The organism is Nitratireductor sp. B36, from assembly GCF_020833685.1.
In the GTDB taxonomy this organism is placed as follows: domain Bacteria; phylum Pseudomonadota; class Alphaproteobacteria; order Rhizobiales; family Rhizobiaceae; genus Nitratireductor.
Map to the genome: position 1 here is coordinate 1,335,766 of NZ_JACKZY010000001.1, position 17,785 is coordinate 1,353,550.

Consider the following 17,785-nt stretch of genomic DNA (forward strand, 5'->3'; position numbering starts at 1 on the left):
AGACCCGAGGCTTTGGAACGCCGGATCAGTTGGCAATGGCACCAATCTCACGATCCCAACGCTCAAGCAGCGCCTTGCGCTTCTCCGAGCTGCCATAGGTCACGAAGTCGTAATCGATCAGCTTTACCTCATCGAGGCTCGGCGCCTCTTCGGGAACCTCTGCGGAGGCATTGGAGGGGAGCTGGAACGACTTGGCATCCTTCAGGAGCGACTGCACCTCCGCCTTCAGCACCCAGTCATACCAGGTCTTGGCGGCGTCTTCGTTTCGGGCGCGGTTGACGAGCGACATGGAGCCGATCTCGTAGCCCGTTCCCTCGCAGGGCGCGACCACACCGATGGGAAAGCCCTCGACCGCCTGGGCGACCGCATCATGCATGAAGACGATACCGATCCCGGTTTCACCACGGGCCGCAGCTTTTACCGGCGCAGAGCCCGACTTGGTGTATTGCGAAACATTGTCGTTCATCTTCTTGAGGAACTCGAATGCCTCGTCTTCGCCCATAAGCTGGACGAGCGTCGCAAGGGCCGTGTAGGCCGTGCCCGAAGAGTTCGGGTTCGCCACCTGGATCTCACCCTTGAGCGCCGGGTTCAAGAGATCGGCCCAGCATTTGGGCGGCTCGATGCCCTTGTTGGCCAGAAATTCCTTGTTGTAGCCCCAGCCAAGCGCACCGGAATAAACGCCCACCGTCTTGAAGTCGGCGCTTTCGGCCTGCTTCACCGCCCAGGGTAGCAGCTCATCCAGCATGGGCGACTTGTATGACATGGTCAGCCCGTCGGCCGCTGCCTGAAGATGCGGATCGCCGGTGCCTCCCCACCAGATATCCGTCTTCGGATTGCGCGCTTCCGCGCGAACCTTTGCATAGGCCTCACCAGACGAAAGGCGCACCATGGAAACGTCAATATCGTGCTCGGCCTCGAATTTTTCGACGAGCAGCTCACAGATGACCACATCGGCCGAGCAGATCAGGTTCAGCTCGTCCGCATTTGCCACGGCCTGGGTCGCCAGAACCGAGCCGGCCGCCATCGCAGCCACTGCCAGATAATTCTTCTTCATGAAACCCTCCCTCGGTGCTTATCGGATTTATTTTGCACACGTGTGCAATGTTCTTCCGACTTGAAGGAGCTGTCAATGGCGGTGATATAAAAATTTCATAATGCACGGCAATTTGATACTAACGTTCTGATTGAACAGCTGTGCAATCCGTTTATGATCCGAGCAACAAACACACCGTCAGGAGCAAACGTGCCGGCTCGAAAGGCTTCCGTCAGCGCCAAGGATGTTGCGGCCCGGGCCGGTGTTTCCCGCGCAGCCGTTTCACGCACCTTCACGCCTGGTGCGAGCGTTTCAGAGGAGACGCGCAGCAAGGTCATCGCTGCCGCCGAGGCGCTCGGGTATCAGGTCAATCACCTTGCCAGAGGCCTTATAAGCCAAAAAACAGGGATCGTCGCCGTGGTAGGGGCGGATCTGGCCACACCCTACCGATCCGAGTTGCTTCGCGCCGTGACCGAACGCCTGCAGGCCGTTGGCCGGGTCGCCATCCTCATCAACACGGATCGTTCGGACAGAAGCGTGGACATGGCCCTGCAACAGGCGATCCGCTACCGCGCGGAGGCAGCGATCGTTCTGTCCGGCATGCCCGACAAATCCATCAGCGACCTTTGCCATCGCAACGGGCTTCGCCTCGTGCTGATCAACCGTGACGATGCGCATTCACGCTCCATCCAGATACGCCTCAACGACGCCGACGCAGCCCGGCTCGCGCTCACCTCGTTTCTCAGAGCCGGTTGCCGAACGCTGGCCCTCGCGACATCCAATGCCGGCACCCCCAGTCTCGTCGCACGCGAGGAAGGTTTTTTTGCTGAAGCACACCGACGCGGACTGTCCGTGACCTGCGAGCGTTTCGGCCCCACCGGATATGAGAGCGGTCTGGCACTGGGCGAACGCCTGCTCGTGCTGCCGGAGAGGCCAGACGCCATTTTCTGTACAACAGACCTGATCGCCTGCGGGGTGATGGACGCCGCCCGTCATCGTTTTTCTCTCAAGATCCCGGACGATCTCTCCGTGATCGGCTTTGACGATATTCCACAGGCCAGTTGGGACAGCTATCAGCTCACCACCTTCCGGCAACCGATAGAGGAAATTGCCTCGTCCGCCGTGGACTGGCTGGCCGAGGAGGACGGAGACGGCGAAGCGCGCGTCATCCATCTGACAGCACCGATGTCCTGGAGAAAATCTGTCCGGGGCAGCAATGGAAAATAGCGCCCGTTCTCAGAGATAGTGCAGTCCCAGCCGGTGCCCATCCACCTCGCGCACCTTCACGACCGTGTCGTAGATGTCCTTGAGCATCGTCTCCTGCATGAGATCCACCGCCCCTCCCTCAAGCATCACCCGCCCATCCCGCATCGCCACCACATGGTCGGCATAGATGGAAGCAAAGTTGATGTCGTGGATCACCACGGTGATGGATTTGGTGAGCTCGTCAGCAGTGCGCCGCAACAGCTTCATCATCGCCGCTGCATGTTTCATATCGAGGCTGTTGAGTGGCTCGTCGAGCAGCACGTATTTCGTATCCTGCGCCAGAACCATGGCCACGAAGGCGCGCTGGCGCTGACCGCCCGAAAGCTCGTCCAGGAACCGGGTCCGTAAGTCATCAAGCCCCAGATAGGCGATCGCCTCGTCGACATGCCGCTTGTCCTCGACGGTGGGACGGCCACCCGAATGCGGAAACCGCCCGAACGCGACCAACTCGTTTACGGTCAGTCGCATACCGACCTGATTGTTCTGTTTCAGGATCGCCAGCCGCTTGGCGAGAACGGCGCCCGGCGTTGCCTGTACGTCGAGGCCATCGACCAGGACCCGGCCCGATGTCGGCGCAATCAGCCGGGCCATCATGGAGAGGAGCGTCGATTTCCCGGCTCCGTTCGGGCCGACGATCGCGGTGATGCCACTTTCCGGCAGCGTCAGGCTGACATTGTCGACCACCGCCGCCTCCTCATAGCGTTTGGTGAGATTGTGGATTTCGATCATCGGTTCAAATTCCGGTAGAGTAGCAGCATGAAGGCGAGGCCGCCGGTAAACTCGATGATGACGCTCAACGCAGTGTCGAAACCGAACACGCGCTCCATCACCGTTTGCCCCCCCACCAGCGCGATGATGGCGATCAGGGTCGCCGCCGGCAGCGTGTATTTATGCCGATCCGTGGCCACCGCCTGATAGGCAAGGCTCGCCACCAGAAGCCCGAAGAACGTAACCGGCCCGACCAGCGCAGTCGAAACGGAAACCAGAACGGCGATCACGGCGAACAGCATCATCACCACACGCTGGTAATCGATGCCAAGATTGACCGCCGTATCACGTCCCAGCATCAAAACGTCGAGCTTCGCCAGCAGCCGGCGGCTCAGCCAGGCCGTCACCAGCACAACCACCGAAGAGACCGCCAGCAACTGCGTATCAATGGTGTTGAAGCTGGCGAACAACATGTCCTGCAGGGCGATGAACTCATTGGGGTCGAGAATGCGCTGCATCATGTGCGAGAGGCTGCGGAAGAACACGCCGAACACCAGGCCCGCCAGCACCACAAGATGCAGGCTGCGCCGTCGTGAGAGAAACAGCCAGTAAAACAGCGCCATCGACAGCGCCACCATCAGCACCATCTCCAGAACGAAACGGAGGCGCATATCGATCGTCGCCAGATCCCGTGTGCCGAGAAAAAAAACGAGTGCGGTCTGGAGCGCTACATAGAGCGAATCGAAACCCATCACCGCCGGGGTCAGGATCCGGTTCTGCGTAATGGTCTGAAACAACACCGTCGCTGTCGCGACCGCATAGGCAACCAGAACGAGTCCCAGAAGCTTTCCACCGCGAAACGGCAGCACGAAGTCCCAGTTGCCTTTGGCCCCGATGGTCATGAAGGCCATCATCGCCGCGATTGCAGCCAATCCGAGACCAGCAAGCGCCAGGCGAGGCCTCTGCCATGAAGGAGCTTTAGCCAAAACGCGCCCGCCGACGAAGAAGGAGGAACAGGAAAACACCGGAGCCGAGGACACCTGCAACGGTGCCAACCGGGATTTCATAGGGAAAGCGCACCAGACGGCCGATAATGTCGCATGCGAGAAGAAACCCTGCCCCTGAAACAGCAACCCATGGCAGGGCGCGGCGCAGATTATCGCCCACTGCCAGACTAACGAGATTGGCCACGATGAGCCCCAGAAACGGCACCGTGCCCGCCGTTACCACCGCGGCGGCCGAAACCATCGAAACGATCGCCAGGCCCAACGCAACTATGCGCCCGTAATTGAGCCCGAGATTGCGGGTAAAGCTCTCGCCCAGCCCTGCCACGGTGAACCGGTCTGCCGCCAGATAGGACAAGACTGCGAGCCCCCCGGCGATGAAAAGCAGTTCATAACGCCCGCGCAGCACACCGGAGAAATCGCCATTGGTCCATGTCGCGAGTGATTGAAGCAAGTCGTAGCGGTAGGCAAAGAAGGTTGTGACTGCATTGATGACACCGCCGAACATCAACCCCAGAAGCGGCACGACCAGGCTGGAACCGGTCGGAATCTTCGAGACGAGCCGCAGAAACAGGAAGGTGGTTCCCAGCGCGAAGCTCGAAGCCACAACCATCTTGTAGAATATTGGCAGGCCCGGCGCGAGCAATGCCACCACCAGCAGGCCAAGACTTGCAGCTTCAACCGTGCCGGTGGTCGTGGGCTCCACAAAGCGGTTGCGAAACAGCATCTGCATGATGAGTGCGGCAACGCCCATCGACATGCCCGAAAGCAGCAGCGCCACCGTGCGCGGTATGCGGCTCACGAGAAGAAGCTGGATGGCCTGCGCGCCGCCATCACCGCGAATGAGGTCGCCTAGCGGCATGTCCGCTACACCGATGAACAGGCTGACGGCAGCCAGAGCAAGCACGCATCCCACCGCCAGCATCAGACCGGCGGCAGGGCGAACTCGAACGGACATGCTGGCAACGGCTTGCATGGTGCGGTCAGTCGGCTGCGCTCAGCGCCTTGGTGATCGCGTCAACTTCTGCCTGAAGGGCCGTCATGCCACCGCCAACGAGATACCAGCGAGCCGCGTCGGCATAGTAGATATTGCCTTCCTTTGCGGCGGTGGTTGCGGCAACGAGTTCGTTGTCGAGCGTCTGTTTCGCCGACTGGCCGTCATTTCCGACCGCCGAATCGCGGTCGACCACGAAAAGCCAGTCCGGATTTGTCTTGAGGATGAATTCAAACGAAACAGCTTCGCCGTGCGTGGCCGCCTCCACATCCGCGACGGCGGGCGCAATACCGAGATCGTCATGCAGCCAGCCGAAACGCGAGCCCGGGCCATAAGCCGAAACCTTGCCGCCATTGGTGAGAATGATCAGGCCTTTTCCGGCCCCCTTCGCGGTCTCCTGCAAGGTGGCAACCGACGTTTCGAGCTTGTCGATCAACGCCTCCGCCGCATCTTCCTTGTCGAAAATCATGCCCAGTTTACGCGCATTCTCCTGAGCACCTTTCAGAAAATTGTTCGGCTCAATTGTCAGATCGATTGTCGGCGCGATCTTTGACAACGCCTCGTATTGCGGAGCGGACCGACCTGCCACGATAATCAGATCCGGGCTCGCCGCATTCACTGTTTCAAAGTCCGGCTCGAAGAGAGAGCCGATCTTTGCGTATCCGTCGGCTTCATATTTGGACAGATAATCGGGGATCAGTGCGCTCGGTACGCCCGCCACCTCGACGCCCAGGGCATCGAGCGTGTCCAGCGCGGCGAGATCGAATGTCAGCACTTTCTTGGGCGTGTCAGGTAAAATGGTCTCGCCTTGAGCATGTTGGACAGCGATCTCCCCAGCATTGGCATAGCCCGGCAGGAAAGCCGCAAGCGCAATGGCGGAAGCCAGGAAACGTCCGGCCAGTGACGGTAAGTTTGCAATCATCGACACGCTCCAAATGTCCAGGAAATTGCAAGGAGGCGTCTGCCGTTCAGGGCTCGACCGGCCGACAACACCCTTGTCAGCATGTCGGTTAGCAAATATGATTATTGTAATCAACTTATCTGTATGGACAATCGACCAAACAGTTTCGACAATCCTTTTCCGGAGACATTTCTCATGCTGCAATCCAAGGCCGTCGTCACGACGGAAAACGCGTCGAAATATCTGCAGCAGCTTTGCAAGCACTTTGCTCACAAGGTAAGCGTCGACTTCGACCCATCGCGCGGCAAGGTGGATTTCCCGTTTGGTGACTGCGTCATGCGTGCAGACGAAGCAGCGCTGACCATCGAATGCAGCGCCAAAACGGACGAGGAGCTGGCCCGTGCCCAGAGCGTGATTGACGATCACCTCTCGCGCTTTGCCTGGCGCGAAAAGCCGGAGATTGCCTGGCAAGCCTGAGGGATCAGGCACTTGATTGGCGGAAAACCTGAAAGGCGGCGGAACGCGAGCAGTGAATTCCGCCGCCTTTCGTTACTCGGCTGCCTGAGGCAGCGCGAGTTGTTCATTGTCCTGAACGGTAACGCCGACGCCGGCCCGCTGTTCCTCACCCGGTCGCCGGACCCGGTAGAACGCGGCATAGAGCGCAGGCACGAACAGGATGGTCAGCACCGTCGCTGCGGTGAGCCCGCCCATAATAGCAAACGCCATCGGCCCCCAGAACACGTTGCTTGAGAGTGGCACCATGGCCAGAATGGCGGCAAGTGCGGTCAGCACCACGGGCCGTGTGCGGCGAACCGTTGCTTCGATAATCGCCGTCCATTCGGGCAACCCGTCTTCAAGGTCAGCCTTGATCTGATCCACCAGGATCACCGTGTTGCGCATGATCATGCCGGCGAGCGCGATCAGCCCGAGCAGGGCCACGAAGCCGAAGGGCTGGTTGAAGATCAGAAGCCCGAACGCAGCACCTATGAGACCGAGCGGGGCGGTAGCAAAAACCAGGGCGAGCCGCGAGAAGCTCTGGAGCTGGATCATCAGGATCGTCAGCATGGCCAGAACCATGACCGGGAACACCTCGAACAGAGCTGCATTTGCCTTGGCGCTCTCCTCAATGGAGCCGCCCATTTCGATGCGATAGCCCACCGGCAGGTTTTCCATCAGCGGCTGAAGCGTCGGCCATATCTGCGAGGAAACATCCGGCGGCTGTACGCCCGCGGGGACGTCGGCGCGCACCGTAATCAGCATGTCGCGGTTCTGCCGCCACAGGATCGGTTCTTCATGGCCGTAGACCACCCTGGCCACCTGCGACAGCGGCACCGGAGCCCCGCCGCGCGTGGCGATCGTCAGGTCGCCCAGATGCTCGATGTCGAGCCTTTCGCTCTCCACCGCGCGCGCCACCACATCCACCTGCTCGATGCCGTCGCGGACGGAAGTCACCGTCAGGCCTGAGAGCAGGGTCTGCAGCGTGCGTCCGATATCCTGCGGTGTCAGGCCGAGTGCGCGTGCACGATCCTGATCGACTTCGAGCCGGATGGATTTTGCCTGTTCGTTCCAGTCCAGATTGGGATCAAGCGCATTGGGGTTTTGCGCCATCACATCACGCACCTCATAGGCGATGCGGCGCACCTCCAGCGGGTCCGGGCCAATGACACGGAACTGGACGGGAAAGCCCACGGGCGGTCCGAACACGAGCTCCGTGACCCTCACGCGCGCTTCAGGCAGGCCGCCATCGGCGATGTAGGTCTGCAGCCGTTCCTTGACCCGGTCGCGGGCCGCTGCATCTTCCGTGTACATCACGATGATCGCGTAATTCGGCTTCGGCAATTCCGGGTTGGATGCGAGGAACCAGCGCGGCGCACCAGCACCTGTATAGGTGGAATAGGTCAGGACCTCGTCGTCAGCCGCAACCACCGCTTCCATGACAAGGGCAGACGCTTCGGTGGCCTTGATCGGTGCCCCCTCCGGCAGACGGATTTCCACCATCAGTTCGGGGCGGGGCGAGGTCGGGAAAAATTGCTGCTGCACGAAGCCGAAAGCATAGATGGAGACCGCAAAGAGCCCGACCACGGCCGCGATGACCACCCAGCGCCAGGAGACACACCATTCAACGATCCGGCGAAGCCCGTTGTAGAGCCGCGTGTCGTAGATGTCGTGGTGTTGTCCGCCCTCGGCCACGGCAGCGCCGTGTTTGTGAAAGTCGGGCAAAAGCTTGACGCCGATATAGGGCGTGAAGATCACCGCCACGAACCACGAGGCCACCAGCGCAATACCGACCACCCAGAAGATGCCGCCGGCATATTCGCCAGCCGTCGACTGGGCAAAGCCGACCGGCAAAAAGCCCGCCGCCGTCACCAGCGTTCCCGTCAGCATGGGAAAGGCCGTCGACGTCCAGGCAAAGGTCGCCGCCTTCAGCCGGTCATAGCCCTGCTCCATCTTCACCACCATCATTTCGACGGCGATGATCGCGTCATCCACCATCAGGCCGAGCGCGATGATGAGGGCGCCGAGCGTGATGCGTTCCAGGCTCATGCCCAGAATGTCGAGCACGATCATGACGATGGCCAGCACCAGCGGCACCGCCAGCGCCACCACGATGCCCGTGCGCCAGCCGAGCGACAGGAAGCTCACAGCCAGCACCACGGCCAGCGCTTCCAGAAACACCTTGATGAACTCACCGACAGAGTCCTGCACGACTTCCGGCTGGTTGGAGATCATGTCGAGTTCCAGACCGACCGGAAGATCGGCCTTGATCCCGTCCATTGCCTGATCGAGATTTTCACCCAGCGTGAGAATGTTCGCGCCTTCGGCCATGACCACGCCTATGGCGAGCGCCTGCTGTCCCTCATGGCGCGCCGTGAAGCTCGGCGGGTCCTCATAGCCACGCCGCACATCGGCGATATCGCCAAGACGAAACACGGTGCCGTTTACAGCAACAGGCACCGAGGCCACGGCCTCCACCCCTTTGAGCGCACCCTCCACGCGCAAAAACACCCGGTCGGATGCCGTCTCGATCTCGCCCGAAGGTGTCACCGCGTTCTGAGCCGCGATGGAATTGAAGATCACCTGAGGGTCGATACCCAGAGTGGCAAGCTTGGAATGGGAAAACTCGACAAAGATGCGCTCGTCCTGAGCGCCGTAAAAACGCACCTTCTCCACATCCGGCACGCGCAGAAGCCGCTGGCGGATGTCTTCGGCCGCGTCCTTCAGATCGCGCATCGTCGCGCCGTCGCCGGTCAGCATGTAGAGCGCGCTGTCCACATCGCCGAATTCGTCATTGAAGAAAGGGCCGATCACACCCTGCGGCAGCGAGGCGCGAATGTCGCCGACACGCTTGCGGATCTGATACCAGATGTCGGCCACCTCGCCCGGCGGCGTCGTGTCCTCCAGCTGCACCTGCATGAAGGTGGAGCCGGGTTTGGAATAGGTGCGCACCTTGTCGAAATAGGGCACTTCCTGCAGCGTCTTCTCGATCGGGTCGGCGACCTGTCGCTGCACCTCCTCAGCCGTGGCGCCAGGCCAGATGGCATTCACCACCATGACCTTGATCGTAAAGCTCGGATCCTCCGCACGGCCAAGCCGCGCATAGGAATAGGCCCCGCCAAGCGAGAGAACGATGATCAGGAAGAGAACAAGCGTCTGGTGGGTGACGGCCCACTGCGAAAGGTTGAATCGCTGCATGATGGCCCCCGGTCAGTCGGCGCTGGCGGACTGGATTTCGGCGAGCCTCACGCGCTCGCCCTCCTGCAATTTCTGGACACCGAGCGTGACGATCTTCTCGCCCTCCTCGAGCCCCTCTGCAATGATCGCATTGCGCGACTGATAGGCCTCGACGACGACCGGCCGGCGTTTGAGTTCGTTCGAGGGGGGATCGACTACGAACACGACCGGGCCCCGGCCATCGTCGAGAACCGCCGTCATCGGTATGCGAGCGACCGGTGACGGATCTCCTTTGGTGAGTGAAACGGTGGCGGTCATGCCGAGCCGGACACTTTCGTCCGCCTCCGGCACGGAAAAGCGCACCGGGTAGGTCCTGCTGGTGCCGTTGGCCTCCGGCGCGATCTCGCGCACCTTCGCGGCATAGATCCCGCCGCCGGCCCACAGCGACACTTCGGCGGTGGAGCCTTCCAGATCGGCGAGCCGGCTCTCGGGGATCGAAACCTCGACCTCCTTTTCATCCAGCCGCGCCACGCTCACCACCATCTGACCGGGCGAAACCACCTGGCCCGCCTCCACCCCCACGGCACTCACCACGCCGTCGAAGGATGCCGTCAGTTCGGCATAGCCCATCTGGTTTTCGGCAAGGGCAACCGCGCGCTCGGCCTGCTCGAAGCGCGAGCGCGTTTCGTCGACGGCCAGCGCCTGAGCATCGAGCGCTGCCTGAGTCACATGCCCGCGTTTGAAGAGTTTGCGCGCCCGTTCCAGATCGGTTTCAGCCTTTGTGAGGCTTGCGCGCGCTGCTGTAAGTGCCGCCCGCTGCTGCTCCAGCTGGAGGTTGAGATCGACAGGGTCGAGCCGCGCCAGAACCTCTCCGGCCTTGACCGCGTCCCCCACATCGACACGCCGTTCAGCCACCTTGCCGCCGACGCGAAAGGCTTCGGCCACTTCGGTGCGCGGGACGATCGTACCCGTGTAAGTGCGTGTTTCGGCGAGCGGAGAAAGCCGCACCGTCGCCACCCGCACGACCGGGTCAGGGCGCTCGGCCACTTCCTCATCCTGGCAGGCCGCCAGCGCGAGCGCCATCGCGCCCAGAAGAACAACCCGTTTCATCATTGTCAGCGGCATGGCAGCCCACCTTGTAAATACTATTAACTGATGATTCTCAATATTATTCACTCTTTAGGCGCACGAAATGGCGTCCACGTCCCCGCGCCGACCTATGTCCGCTTGCCCAGTGCTTTCAGGATAAAACGCAACTGCTCGCGCAGTCCCTGCTCGGTGTCTTCACCGTGCTGTATGCAATGTTCGATCAACAGAGGATGGAAGAATGGCACAAACGCTGTTTTCACGCAGCGCGCCGCCTCTGCCGGGTCCTCAACTTCAAACTCTCCGGCCTCGACACCCTCGCGGATGATTCCCTCGATAATCGTGGTGACACGCTCGATATGCGCCTTGATGATCGCCCAGTTTTCCTGCATCGCCACCGCGACCATCTCATGCGTCCGCTTTTCCTTGATCAGCGTGGCCTTGTGATGCTCGTGGATCGCCATCAGAAGCCGCGACAGCTTCTCGGGTGCCGGTGCATTGGTCCGCGCGATGGAAAAGGCGATTTCCGCCACTTCCTCGACAATCCGCCCGCAAATACACTCGTTGATCGCCCCTTTGGAGGGAAAGAACCGGTAGACATTGGCCGGACTCATGCCCACTTCCGCTGCGATATCGGCAACGGACGTCTTCTGATAACCAATGCTGCGGAAGAAATTCTCGGCCACTTCCAGAATGCGGCCACGGGTCTCTTCCGGATCGGTGCGTGTGCGGGCGGTCTGTTTCATCATCTTAATCCTGACGATTTTCAATAATCGTCAGCCTTCATCGAGTCAACAGGCAATTGCCCAGGCCATACCACAGTCCTCTCCTATCGCGCATCCTCGAGGATCATCGCCGCCGCCTTTTCCGCGATCATCAGCGTCGGCGAGTTCGTATTGCCCGAAACAATGGCAGGCATCACCGACGCATCGGCAATCCGCAAGCCTTTCAGACCGCGCATTCGAAGCCGTGGATCAACCACCGCCTCCTCATCCGCCCCCATCCGGCAGGTGCCGACGGGATGGAAAATCGTGGTGCCGATCTGCCCTGCCGCCTCAACGAGTTCTTCCTCGCTCCGGTAGTCCGGACCCGGCTTGAATTCTTCGGGCCGATAGCGCTGCAGGGCCGGCTGAGCGACGATACGGCGCGTCAAACGGATCGCATCGACAGCGACCTGCCGGTCGCTCTCGGTGGAAAGATAATTGGGCCGGATCGCCGGCTGCGCCCGAAAATCCTTCGAGGTGAGATGCACCGAGCCACGGCTGTCTGGCCGCAGATTGCACACACTCGCCGTGAACGCCGGGAACGGATGGACCGGGTCGCCGAACTTGTCGAGCGAGAGAGGCTGCACATGATATTGCAGATTGGCCGTTTCGCGCGTTTCATCGGAGCGTGTGAAAAGGCCAAGCTGGCTTGGCGCCATCGACATGGGGCCCGACCGTTTCAGAAGATATTCCAGTGCAATCGCCGCCTTTCCGGTCAGCCGGCTTGCCTGTTCGTTGAGTGTGCGAATGCCCGAAACCTTGTAGGCACAACGCAATTGCAGATGATCCTGCAGGTTTTCGCCCACCGAATTCTGCTCAAGGACCACTGGGATGTCCGCCGCCTGCAACACCTCCCCGCGCCCGATGCCCGACAGTTCGAGAATGTGCGGCGAGCCGATTGCGCCCGCCGACAGAACGACCTCGGCCCGGCAATGCGCCTCGCGCGCCACCCCGTTCTGCTCATAGGCAACGCCCGTGACGCGCCCCTCTTCCACGATAAGCCGGCGCACATGCGCGCCGGTCTCAACCCGCAGGTTCTGCCTGTGCCGCACGGGCTTCAGGAAGGCTTTCGAGGCATTCCAGCGTATGCCGCCGCGCTGGTTCACCCGAAAATAGGAAGAGCCCTCATTGTCACCCCGATTGAAATCGTCGACCTTCGGGATGCCGAGCGCTTCGGCCGCATCCTGAAACGCATCCAGAATGTCCCAGCGCACGCGCGCCTCTTCCACGCGCCACTCGCCGCCGGCGCCATGCATGTCGTCCGCGCCCCGGTAATAGTCTTCGGGCTTCTTGAAGAAGGGTAAGACGTCATCCCAGGCCCAGCCCGTGCAGCCCATCTGCCGCCAGCGGTCGTAATCGCGCGCCTGCCCGCGCATGTAGATCATGCCATTGATGGAGGAACAGCCGCCCAGCACCTTGCCGCGCGGATAGGCCAGCGAACGCCCCCCCAGCCCGGCCTCGCTTTCGGTGGTAAAGCACCAGTCGGTGCGCGGGTTGGAGATGCAGTAGAGATAACCGACCGGAATATGCACCCAGGCGTAGTTATCCTTGCCACCCGCCTCCAGAAGCAGCACCGAGACCTTCGGGTCGGCGGAAAGGCGGTTGGCCAGAAGGCAACCCGCCGTCCCCGCGCCGACGACAATATAGTCGAATGTCTCTTTCATGGCGGTCAGCGCGCATCGTCCTCCCCGCGCGAAAACCGCGCGAGGATTTCACCCACAATGCCGCGACGGAACAGAAGCACGCAGATCATGAAGATCGCGCCCGTGATCACCGTCACCGGAAATTCCGACGTCGCCAGATAGTTCTGCAGCGTCACCACCAGACCGGCGCCGACAATCGGGCCCAGCATGGTGCCGATGCCGCCCAGAAGCGTCATCAGGATCACCTCGCCCGACATCTGCCAGGTGACATCCGTCAGCGTTGCGAACTGGAACACCAGCGCCTTCATCGCGCCTGCCAGCCCCGCCAGCGTGGCCGACATCACAAAGGCGGCAAGCTTGTAGCGTGCCACGCTGTAGCCGAGCGAGGTCGCGCGGTTTTCATTCTCGCGGATCGATTTCAGGATCATGCCGAAAGGCGAATGCACGATGCGCCAGACGGCAAAGACGCCGATCAGGAAACCGCCCAGCACGAAAAAATACATGTTGAGCGGCACGCTCAAATCGATGAAGCCGAAGAGATGCCCGCGCGGCACGCCCTGAATGCCGTCCTCGCCCTTGGTGAAGGGAGCCTGCACGCAGAAGAAATAGAACATCTGCGCCAGGGCCAGCGTGATCATGGCAAAGTAGATGCCCTGCCGGCGGATGGCGAAAAAGCCGATGATCAGCCCCAGCACCGCCGCGCCGAACACGCCGAGAAGCACGCCGAATTCCGGCGTCCAGCCCCATTCCTTCACCGCATGGGCCGTGAAATAAGCCGCCCCGCCAAAGAAGGCCGCATGGCCAAAGGAAAGCAGGCCCGTATAACCAAGCAGAAGGTTGAATGCCGCCGCAAAGAGCGCAAAGCACAGCATCTTCATCAAAAAGACGGGATAGAGGAAGAAGGGCGCTGCAATCAGCGCGGCAATGCCCAGCCCCACAAGAAACCATTCGGTGCGGGCGCGGGTCTGCCGGTCGATGCCTGTGGTTGTCATGTCAGCCATGTCACGCATCCTTCCCGAACAGGCCGGCCGGCCGCACCAGAAGCACGATCGCCATGATCACGAAGATCACGATGTTTGAGGCTTCCGGATAAAACACCTTGGTCAGCCCTTCTGCGAGGCCGAGCATATAGCCGGTCACGATGGCGCCCAGGATCGAGCCCATGCCGCCCACAACGACAACCGCAAACACCACGATGATCAGGTTCGACCCCATCAGCGGGCTCACCTGATAGACCGGCGCGGCCATGATGCCGGCAAGACCGGCAAGTGCAGAGCCGATGCCATAGGTCAAAGTCAGAAGCAGCGGAACGTTGACGCCGAAGGCCTGCACCAGCGTCGGATTTTCCGTCGCCGCACGCAGATAGGCGCCCAGCTTGGTCTTTTCGATCAGAAGCCATGTGCCGATGCAGATGATGAGCGACGCCACCACCACCCAGCCGCGATAGTTCGGCAGGAACATGAAGCCGAGATTGGTGCCACCGGAAAGCTGCGGCGGCGGTGTGTAGGATTGCCCCGAAACGCCATAGAAATAACGGAACGCGCCTTCCAGAACCAGCGCCAGCCCGAAGGTGAAAAGCAGGCCATAGAGTGGATCCACATTGTAGAGCCGCGACAGGGCAACCTTCTCGATCGCCATGCCGCTCAGCCCCACCAGCAGAGGCACGAGGATCAGCGCCGGCCAATAGCCGATGCCCAGATGCGCCAGAAGCAGATAGCCGACAAAGGCTCCCAGCATGTACTGTGCGCCATGAGCAAAATTGATCACCCGCAACAGGCCGAAGATGATGGCGAGGCCGAGGCTCAGCATCGCGTAGAACGAGCCATTGATGAGACCGACCAACAATTGGCCGAGAAAGGCCTGGATCGGGATTCCGAAGATCATGGTCATGTCATCAAACTCCAATCACCTCGTGCAATTCCTCCATGCGCTGTTCCAGCTCGGATGCCGGGAAGCTCGCCGTTATCTGGCCGTGCTCCATCAGGTAGAAGCGATCGGCAACGCGGCTGGCAAAACGGAAATTCTGCTCAACCAGCAGGATCGTCATGCCGCGCGCCTTGAGCGTTGCTAGCACCTCGCCGATGCGCTCCACGATCACCGGAGCGAGGCCTTCGGTGGGTTCATCCAGCAGAAGCAGCTTCACGCCGGTGCGCAGCATGCGGGCGATGGCCAGCATCTGCTGCTCGCCGCCGGAAAGTTTCGTGCCCTGGCTGTTGCGCCGTTCCTTCAGATTCGGGAACAGCTCGAAAATCTCTTCAATGCTCATGCCCCCGTCAGAGACAACAGGCGGCAGAAGCAGGTTTTCGTCCACCGAAAGCGTGGCAAAGATGCCGCGCTCCTCAGGCACGAAGCCGAGCCCCGCATGCGCCGTGCGGTGCAGCGGCGTGTTCATCAAATCCTGACCGGCAAAGTCGATCACGCCCTTGCGCTTGCGGATAATGCCCATGATCGCGCGCAGCGTCGTCGTCTTGCCGACGCCATTGCGGCCGAGCAGCGTGACCGTTTCGCCCTCCGCCACGTCGAGGTTCACACCATGAAGTGCGTGGCTCTCGCCATACCAGGCATGCAGATCGCGAACGGAAAGAAGCGGCTTTTTGCCGTGCTCATGCGTCATGGGCCGTCCCCATATAGGCCACCTTCACCTGTTCGTCCTGGCTCACGGTCGCGTAGTCGCCGGCGGCAATGATCTCGCCACGCTGGAGCACCGTGATCCAGTCACAGAGATCGGCAACCACCTTGAGATTGTGCTCGACCATGAGAACCGCCCTATCCTTCGCTACATCGCGAATGATATCGGCAACGGTCTCCACATCCTCATGGCCCATGCCCGCCATTGGCTCATCGAGCAGAAGAACCTTGGGATCGAGCGCCAGCGTGGTGGCAATTTCCAGAACGCGCTTGCGGCCATAGGAGAGGTCGCCGGCCATCCTGTGGCGTTCGTTCTGGAGCCCGACCGTCTCCAGCAATTGTTCCGCGCGGGGCGTCAGGAGGTCGAGGCTGCCCAGCGAGCGCCAGAACTGATAGCCAAGCCCGCCCGGACGTTGCAGCGCAACCCGCACATTGTCGAGCACGCTCAGATGCGGAAAGATCGCCGAGATCTGGAACGACCGCACCAGCCCCATCCGCGCCACCTTGGCCGGCGGCGTGTTGGTGATGTCGCGCCCCATGAGCTCGATGCGGCCGGCACTGGGTGCCAGAAACTTGGTCAGAAGATTGAAAACCGTCGTCTTGCCGGCCCCGTTCGGGCCGATCAGGGCATGAATTTTCGCATGGTGCACGTCGAGATCGACATTCTTGACGGCAACGAACCCGGCAAAATCGCGCCGCAGACCGCGGGCGGTAAGCACCACCCGGGGCTCTGCATCATTGGCGGCGCCGGAAACCGGCGCTTCTGTCATGACAGCCCCCGTCACTGGCTAACCAGAGAGCAGCCGCTTTCAGACGGTTTGATGTAGGCTTCCTCGCCCGGAATGGTGGCAAGGACGTTGTAATAGTCCCACGGTTCCTTGCTGTCGGCGGGTGCCTTCACTTCCATCAGATACATGTCGTTCAGGAGGCGTCCATTGGCGCCAACCGTCGCGTCACGCGCGAAGAGGTCGTTGACCTTCATTTCGTGCAGCTTTGCAGCGACAGCTTCCGTTTCGTCCGTACCGGCTTCCTTGATGGCTTTGAGGTACTGCATCACGGCAGAATAGGTACCAGCCTGGATCATGTTGGGCATACGCTCGGTGCGTTCGTAATAACGGCGGGCGAACTCGCGCGATTCATCATCGCGATCCCAGTAGAAGCCTTCCGTCAGCGTCAGCCCCTGCGCGGCTTCAAGGCCAAGACCGTGAACCTCGGCCAGCGTGAACAGAAGAGCTGCCAGGCGCTGCCCGCCAGCCACGATGCCGAATTCGGCGGCCTGCTTGATCGCATTTGCCGTGTCGAGACCGGCATTGGCCAGGCCAATCACCTTCGCGCCCGAGGCCTGCGCCTGAAGCAGGAAGGAGGAGAAGTCGGTGGTGGCAAGCGGATGCCGCACGGCGCCCAGGATTTCACCGCCCTTGGATTTTGCGAAATTGCCGGTCTGCTCTTCGAGCGAATAGCCGAACGCATAGTCCGCGGTCAGGAAGAACCAGGTGTCCCCACCCTGCTCCACCAATGCGCCGCCGGTGCCAACCGCCAGCGCATGCGTGTCATAGGCCCAGTGGAAACCATAGGGCGAGCACTGCGCGCCGGTCAGTTCGGTGGTCGCCGCGCCGGTGACCATGTTGATCTTCTTCTTCTCTTTCGAGATGCCCTGCACGGCCAGCGCCACCGACGAGGTGGTCAGCTCCATGATCGCATCCACCGCTTCCGTGTCATACCACTGGCGGGCGATGTTGGAGGCGATGTCGGGCTTGTTCTGATGGTCGGCGGTGATCACCTCGATGGGCTTCTCCAGAACCGTGCCGCCGAAATCCTCAACCGCCATCAGCGCGGCTTCGTAGGACCATTTTCCGCCGAAATCGGCATAGACGCCCGACTGGTCGTTCAGGATGCCGATCTTCACCTTCTCATCGGAAACCTGTGCCATTGCGGGCATGGCGGTGGCCGTCATGAGGGCCATGGATGCAAGCGCAAGAACTTTCATAATCGATCTTTCCTCCCAAAACGGTGAACCCTGGCCAGCACGAGACGCGTGGCAGCGGCTATCCAGATCCGCAAGGCGCGTTCGTGCTCCTCCGCACGC

The 17,785-nt window shown here is 61.1% G+C and carries 16 protein-coding genes; 2 read left to right on the forward strand and 14 right to left on the reverse strand.

The window, feature by feature from the left end; genetic code table 11:
* Window positions 1–25: 25 nt before the first annotated feature.
* On the reverse strand, window positions 26–1,024 hold the full coding sequence (locus H7H48_RS06465) for an ABC transporter substrate-binding protein (RefSeq protein WP_370633328.1): 999 nt from the start codon (window positions 1,022–1,024) through the stop codon (window positions 26–28).
* 219 nt (window positions 1,025–1,243) lie between these two features.
* On the opposite strand from H7H48_RS06465, the gene H7H48_RS06470 reads away from it, so the two are divergent.
* Window positions 1,244–2,260 (forward strand): LacI family DNA-binding transcriptional regulator, encoded by a 1,017-nt coding sequence (locus H7H48_RS06470; RefSeq protein ID WP_229447963.1) that lies wholly within the window; start codon window positions 1,244–1,246, stop codon window positions 2,258–2,260.
* A gap of 9 nt (window positions 2,261–2,269) precedes the next feature.
* Here H7H48_RS06470 and H7H48_RS06475 read toward each other — a convergent pair whose 3' ends face one another.
* The 4 genes from H7H48_RS06475 to H7H48_RS06490 form a co-directional block, all read right to left on the reverse strand.
* The gene (locus tag H7H48_RS06475; protein ID WP_229447968.1) at window positions 2,270–3,028 is read right to left on the reverse strand and encodes an ABC transporter ATP-binding protein; all 759 of its coding nucleotides are present in this window, start codon (window positions 3,026–3,028) and stop codon (window positions 2,270–2,272) included.
* Window positions 3,025–3,918: an iron chelate uptake ABC transporter family permease subunit gene (locus H7H48_RS06480; protein ID WP_229448155.1), complete on the reverse strand. Its 894-nt coding sequence runs from the start codon at window positions 3,916–3,918 to the stop codon at window positions 3,025–3,027. Before H7H48_RS06480 ends, H7H48_RS06475 begins: the two co-directional genes overlap by 4 nt.
* A 67-nt stretch (window positions 3,919–3,985) precedes the next feature.
* Entirely contained in the window at window positions 3,986–4,969 is a 984-nt protein-coding gene (locus H7H48_RS06485; protein WP_229447969.1) for an ABC transporter permease, read from the reverse strand.
* A 25-nt stretch (window positions 4,970–4,994) separates the two neighbouring features.
* Window positions 4,995–5,927: a siderophore ABC transporter substrate-binding protein gene (locus H7H48_RS06490; protein ID WP_229447970.1), complete on the reverse strand. Its 933-nt coding sequence runs from the start codon at window positions 5,925–5,927 to the stop codon at window positions 4,995–4,997.
* 174 nt (window positions 5,928–6,101) lie between these two features.
* On the opposite strand from H7H48_RS06490, the gene H7H48_RS06495 reads away from it, so the two are divergent.
* A complete protein-coding gene (locus tag H7H48_RS06495) occupies window positions 6,102–6,383 on the forward strand; it encodes a DUF2218 domain-containing protein (protein WP_229447972.1) in 282 nt (93 codons plus the stop codon).
* A gap of 72 nt (window positions 6,384–6,455) precedes the next feature.
* On the opposite strand, the gene H7H48_RS06500 is transcribed toward H7H48_RS06495, so the two are convergent.
* From H7H48_RS06500 to H7H48_RS06540, 9 genes are all read right to left on the reverse strand, one after another.
* Window positions 6,456–9,599, reverse strand: a complete 3,144-nt coding sequence (locus tag H7H48_RS06500) for an efflux RND transporter permease subunit (RefSeq protein WP_229447977.1) — start codon at window positions 9,597–9,599, stop codon at window positions 6,456–6,458.
* A 12-nt stretch (window positions 9,600–9,611) separates the two neighbouring features.
* The gene (locus tag H7H48_RS06505) at window positions 9,612–10,703 is read right to left on the reverse strand and encodes an efflux RND transporter periplasmic adaptor subunit (RefSeq protein WP_229447978.1); all 1,092 of its coding nucleotides are present in this window, start codon (window positions 10,701–10,703) and stop codon (window positions 9,612–9,614) included.
* A 92-nt stretch (window positions 10,704–10,795) separates the two neighbouring features.
* Entirely contained in the window at window positions 10,796–11,410 is a 615-nt protein-coding gene (locus H7H48_RS06510) for a TetR family transcriptional regulator (protein WP_229447979.1), read from the reverse strand.
* Between the two features lie 83 nt (window positions 11,411–11,493).
* Window positions 11,494–13,092 carry a GMC family oxidoreductase gene (locus H7H48_RS06515; protein ID WP_229447980.1) on the reverse strand — a complete coding sequence of 533 codons (1,599 nt, stop codon included), beginning with the start codon at window positions 13,090–13,092 and terminating at the stop codon, window positions 11,494–11,496.
* A gap of 5 nt (window positions 13,093–13,097) precedes the next feature.
* Complete coding sequence (locus H7H48_RS06520) at window positions 13,098–14,072, reverse strand: branched-chain amino acid ABC transporter permease (protein WP_370633319.1); 975 nt, start codon at window positions 14,070–14,072, stop codon at window positions 13,098–13,100.
* Window position 14,073: 1 nt separating this feature from the next.
* Window positions 14,074–14,961 carry a branched-chain amino acid ABC transporter permease gene (locus tag H7H48_RS06525; protein ID WP_229447981.1) on the reverse strand — a complete coding sequence of 296 codons (888 nt, stop codon included), beginning with the start codon at window positions 14,959–14,961 and terminating at the stop codon, window positions 14,074–14,076.
* Window positions 14,962–14,965: 4 nt separating this feature from the next.
* Window positions 14,966–15,685, reverse strand: coding sequence for an ABC transporter ATP-binding protein (locus tag H7H48_RS06530; protein WP_229447982.1), 720 nt, complete (start codon window positions 15,683–15,685; stop codon window positions 14,966–14,968).
* On the reverse strand, window positions 15,675–16,469 hold the full coding sequence (locus H7H48_RS06535; RefSeq protein ID WP_229447983.1) for an ABC transporter ATP-binding protein: 795 nt from the start codon (window positions 16,467–16,469) through the stop codon (window positions 15,675–15,677). Before H7H48_RS06535 ends, H7H48_RS06530 begins: the two co-directional genes overlap by 11 nt.
* An 11-nt stretch (window positions 16,470–16,480) precedes the next feature.
* Window positions 16,481–17,686: an ABC transporter substrate-binding protein gene (locus tag H7H48_RS06540; protein WP_229447984.1), complete on the reverse strand. Its 1,206-nt coding sequence runs from the start codon at window positions 17,684–17,686 to the stop codon at window positions 16,481–16,483.
* Window positions 17,687–17,785: the final 99 nt, after the last annotated feature.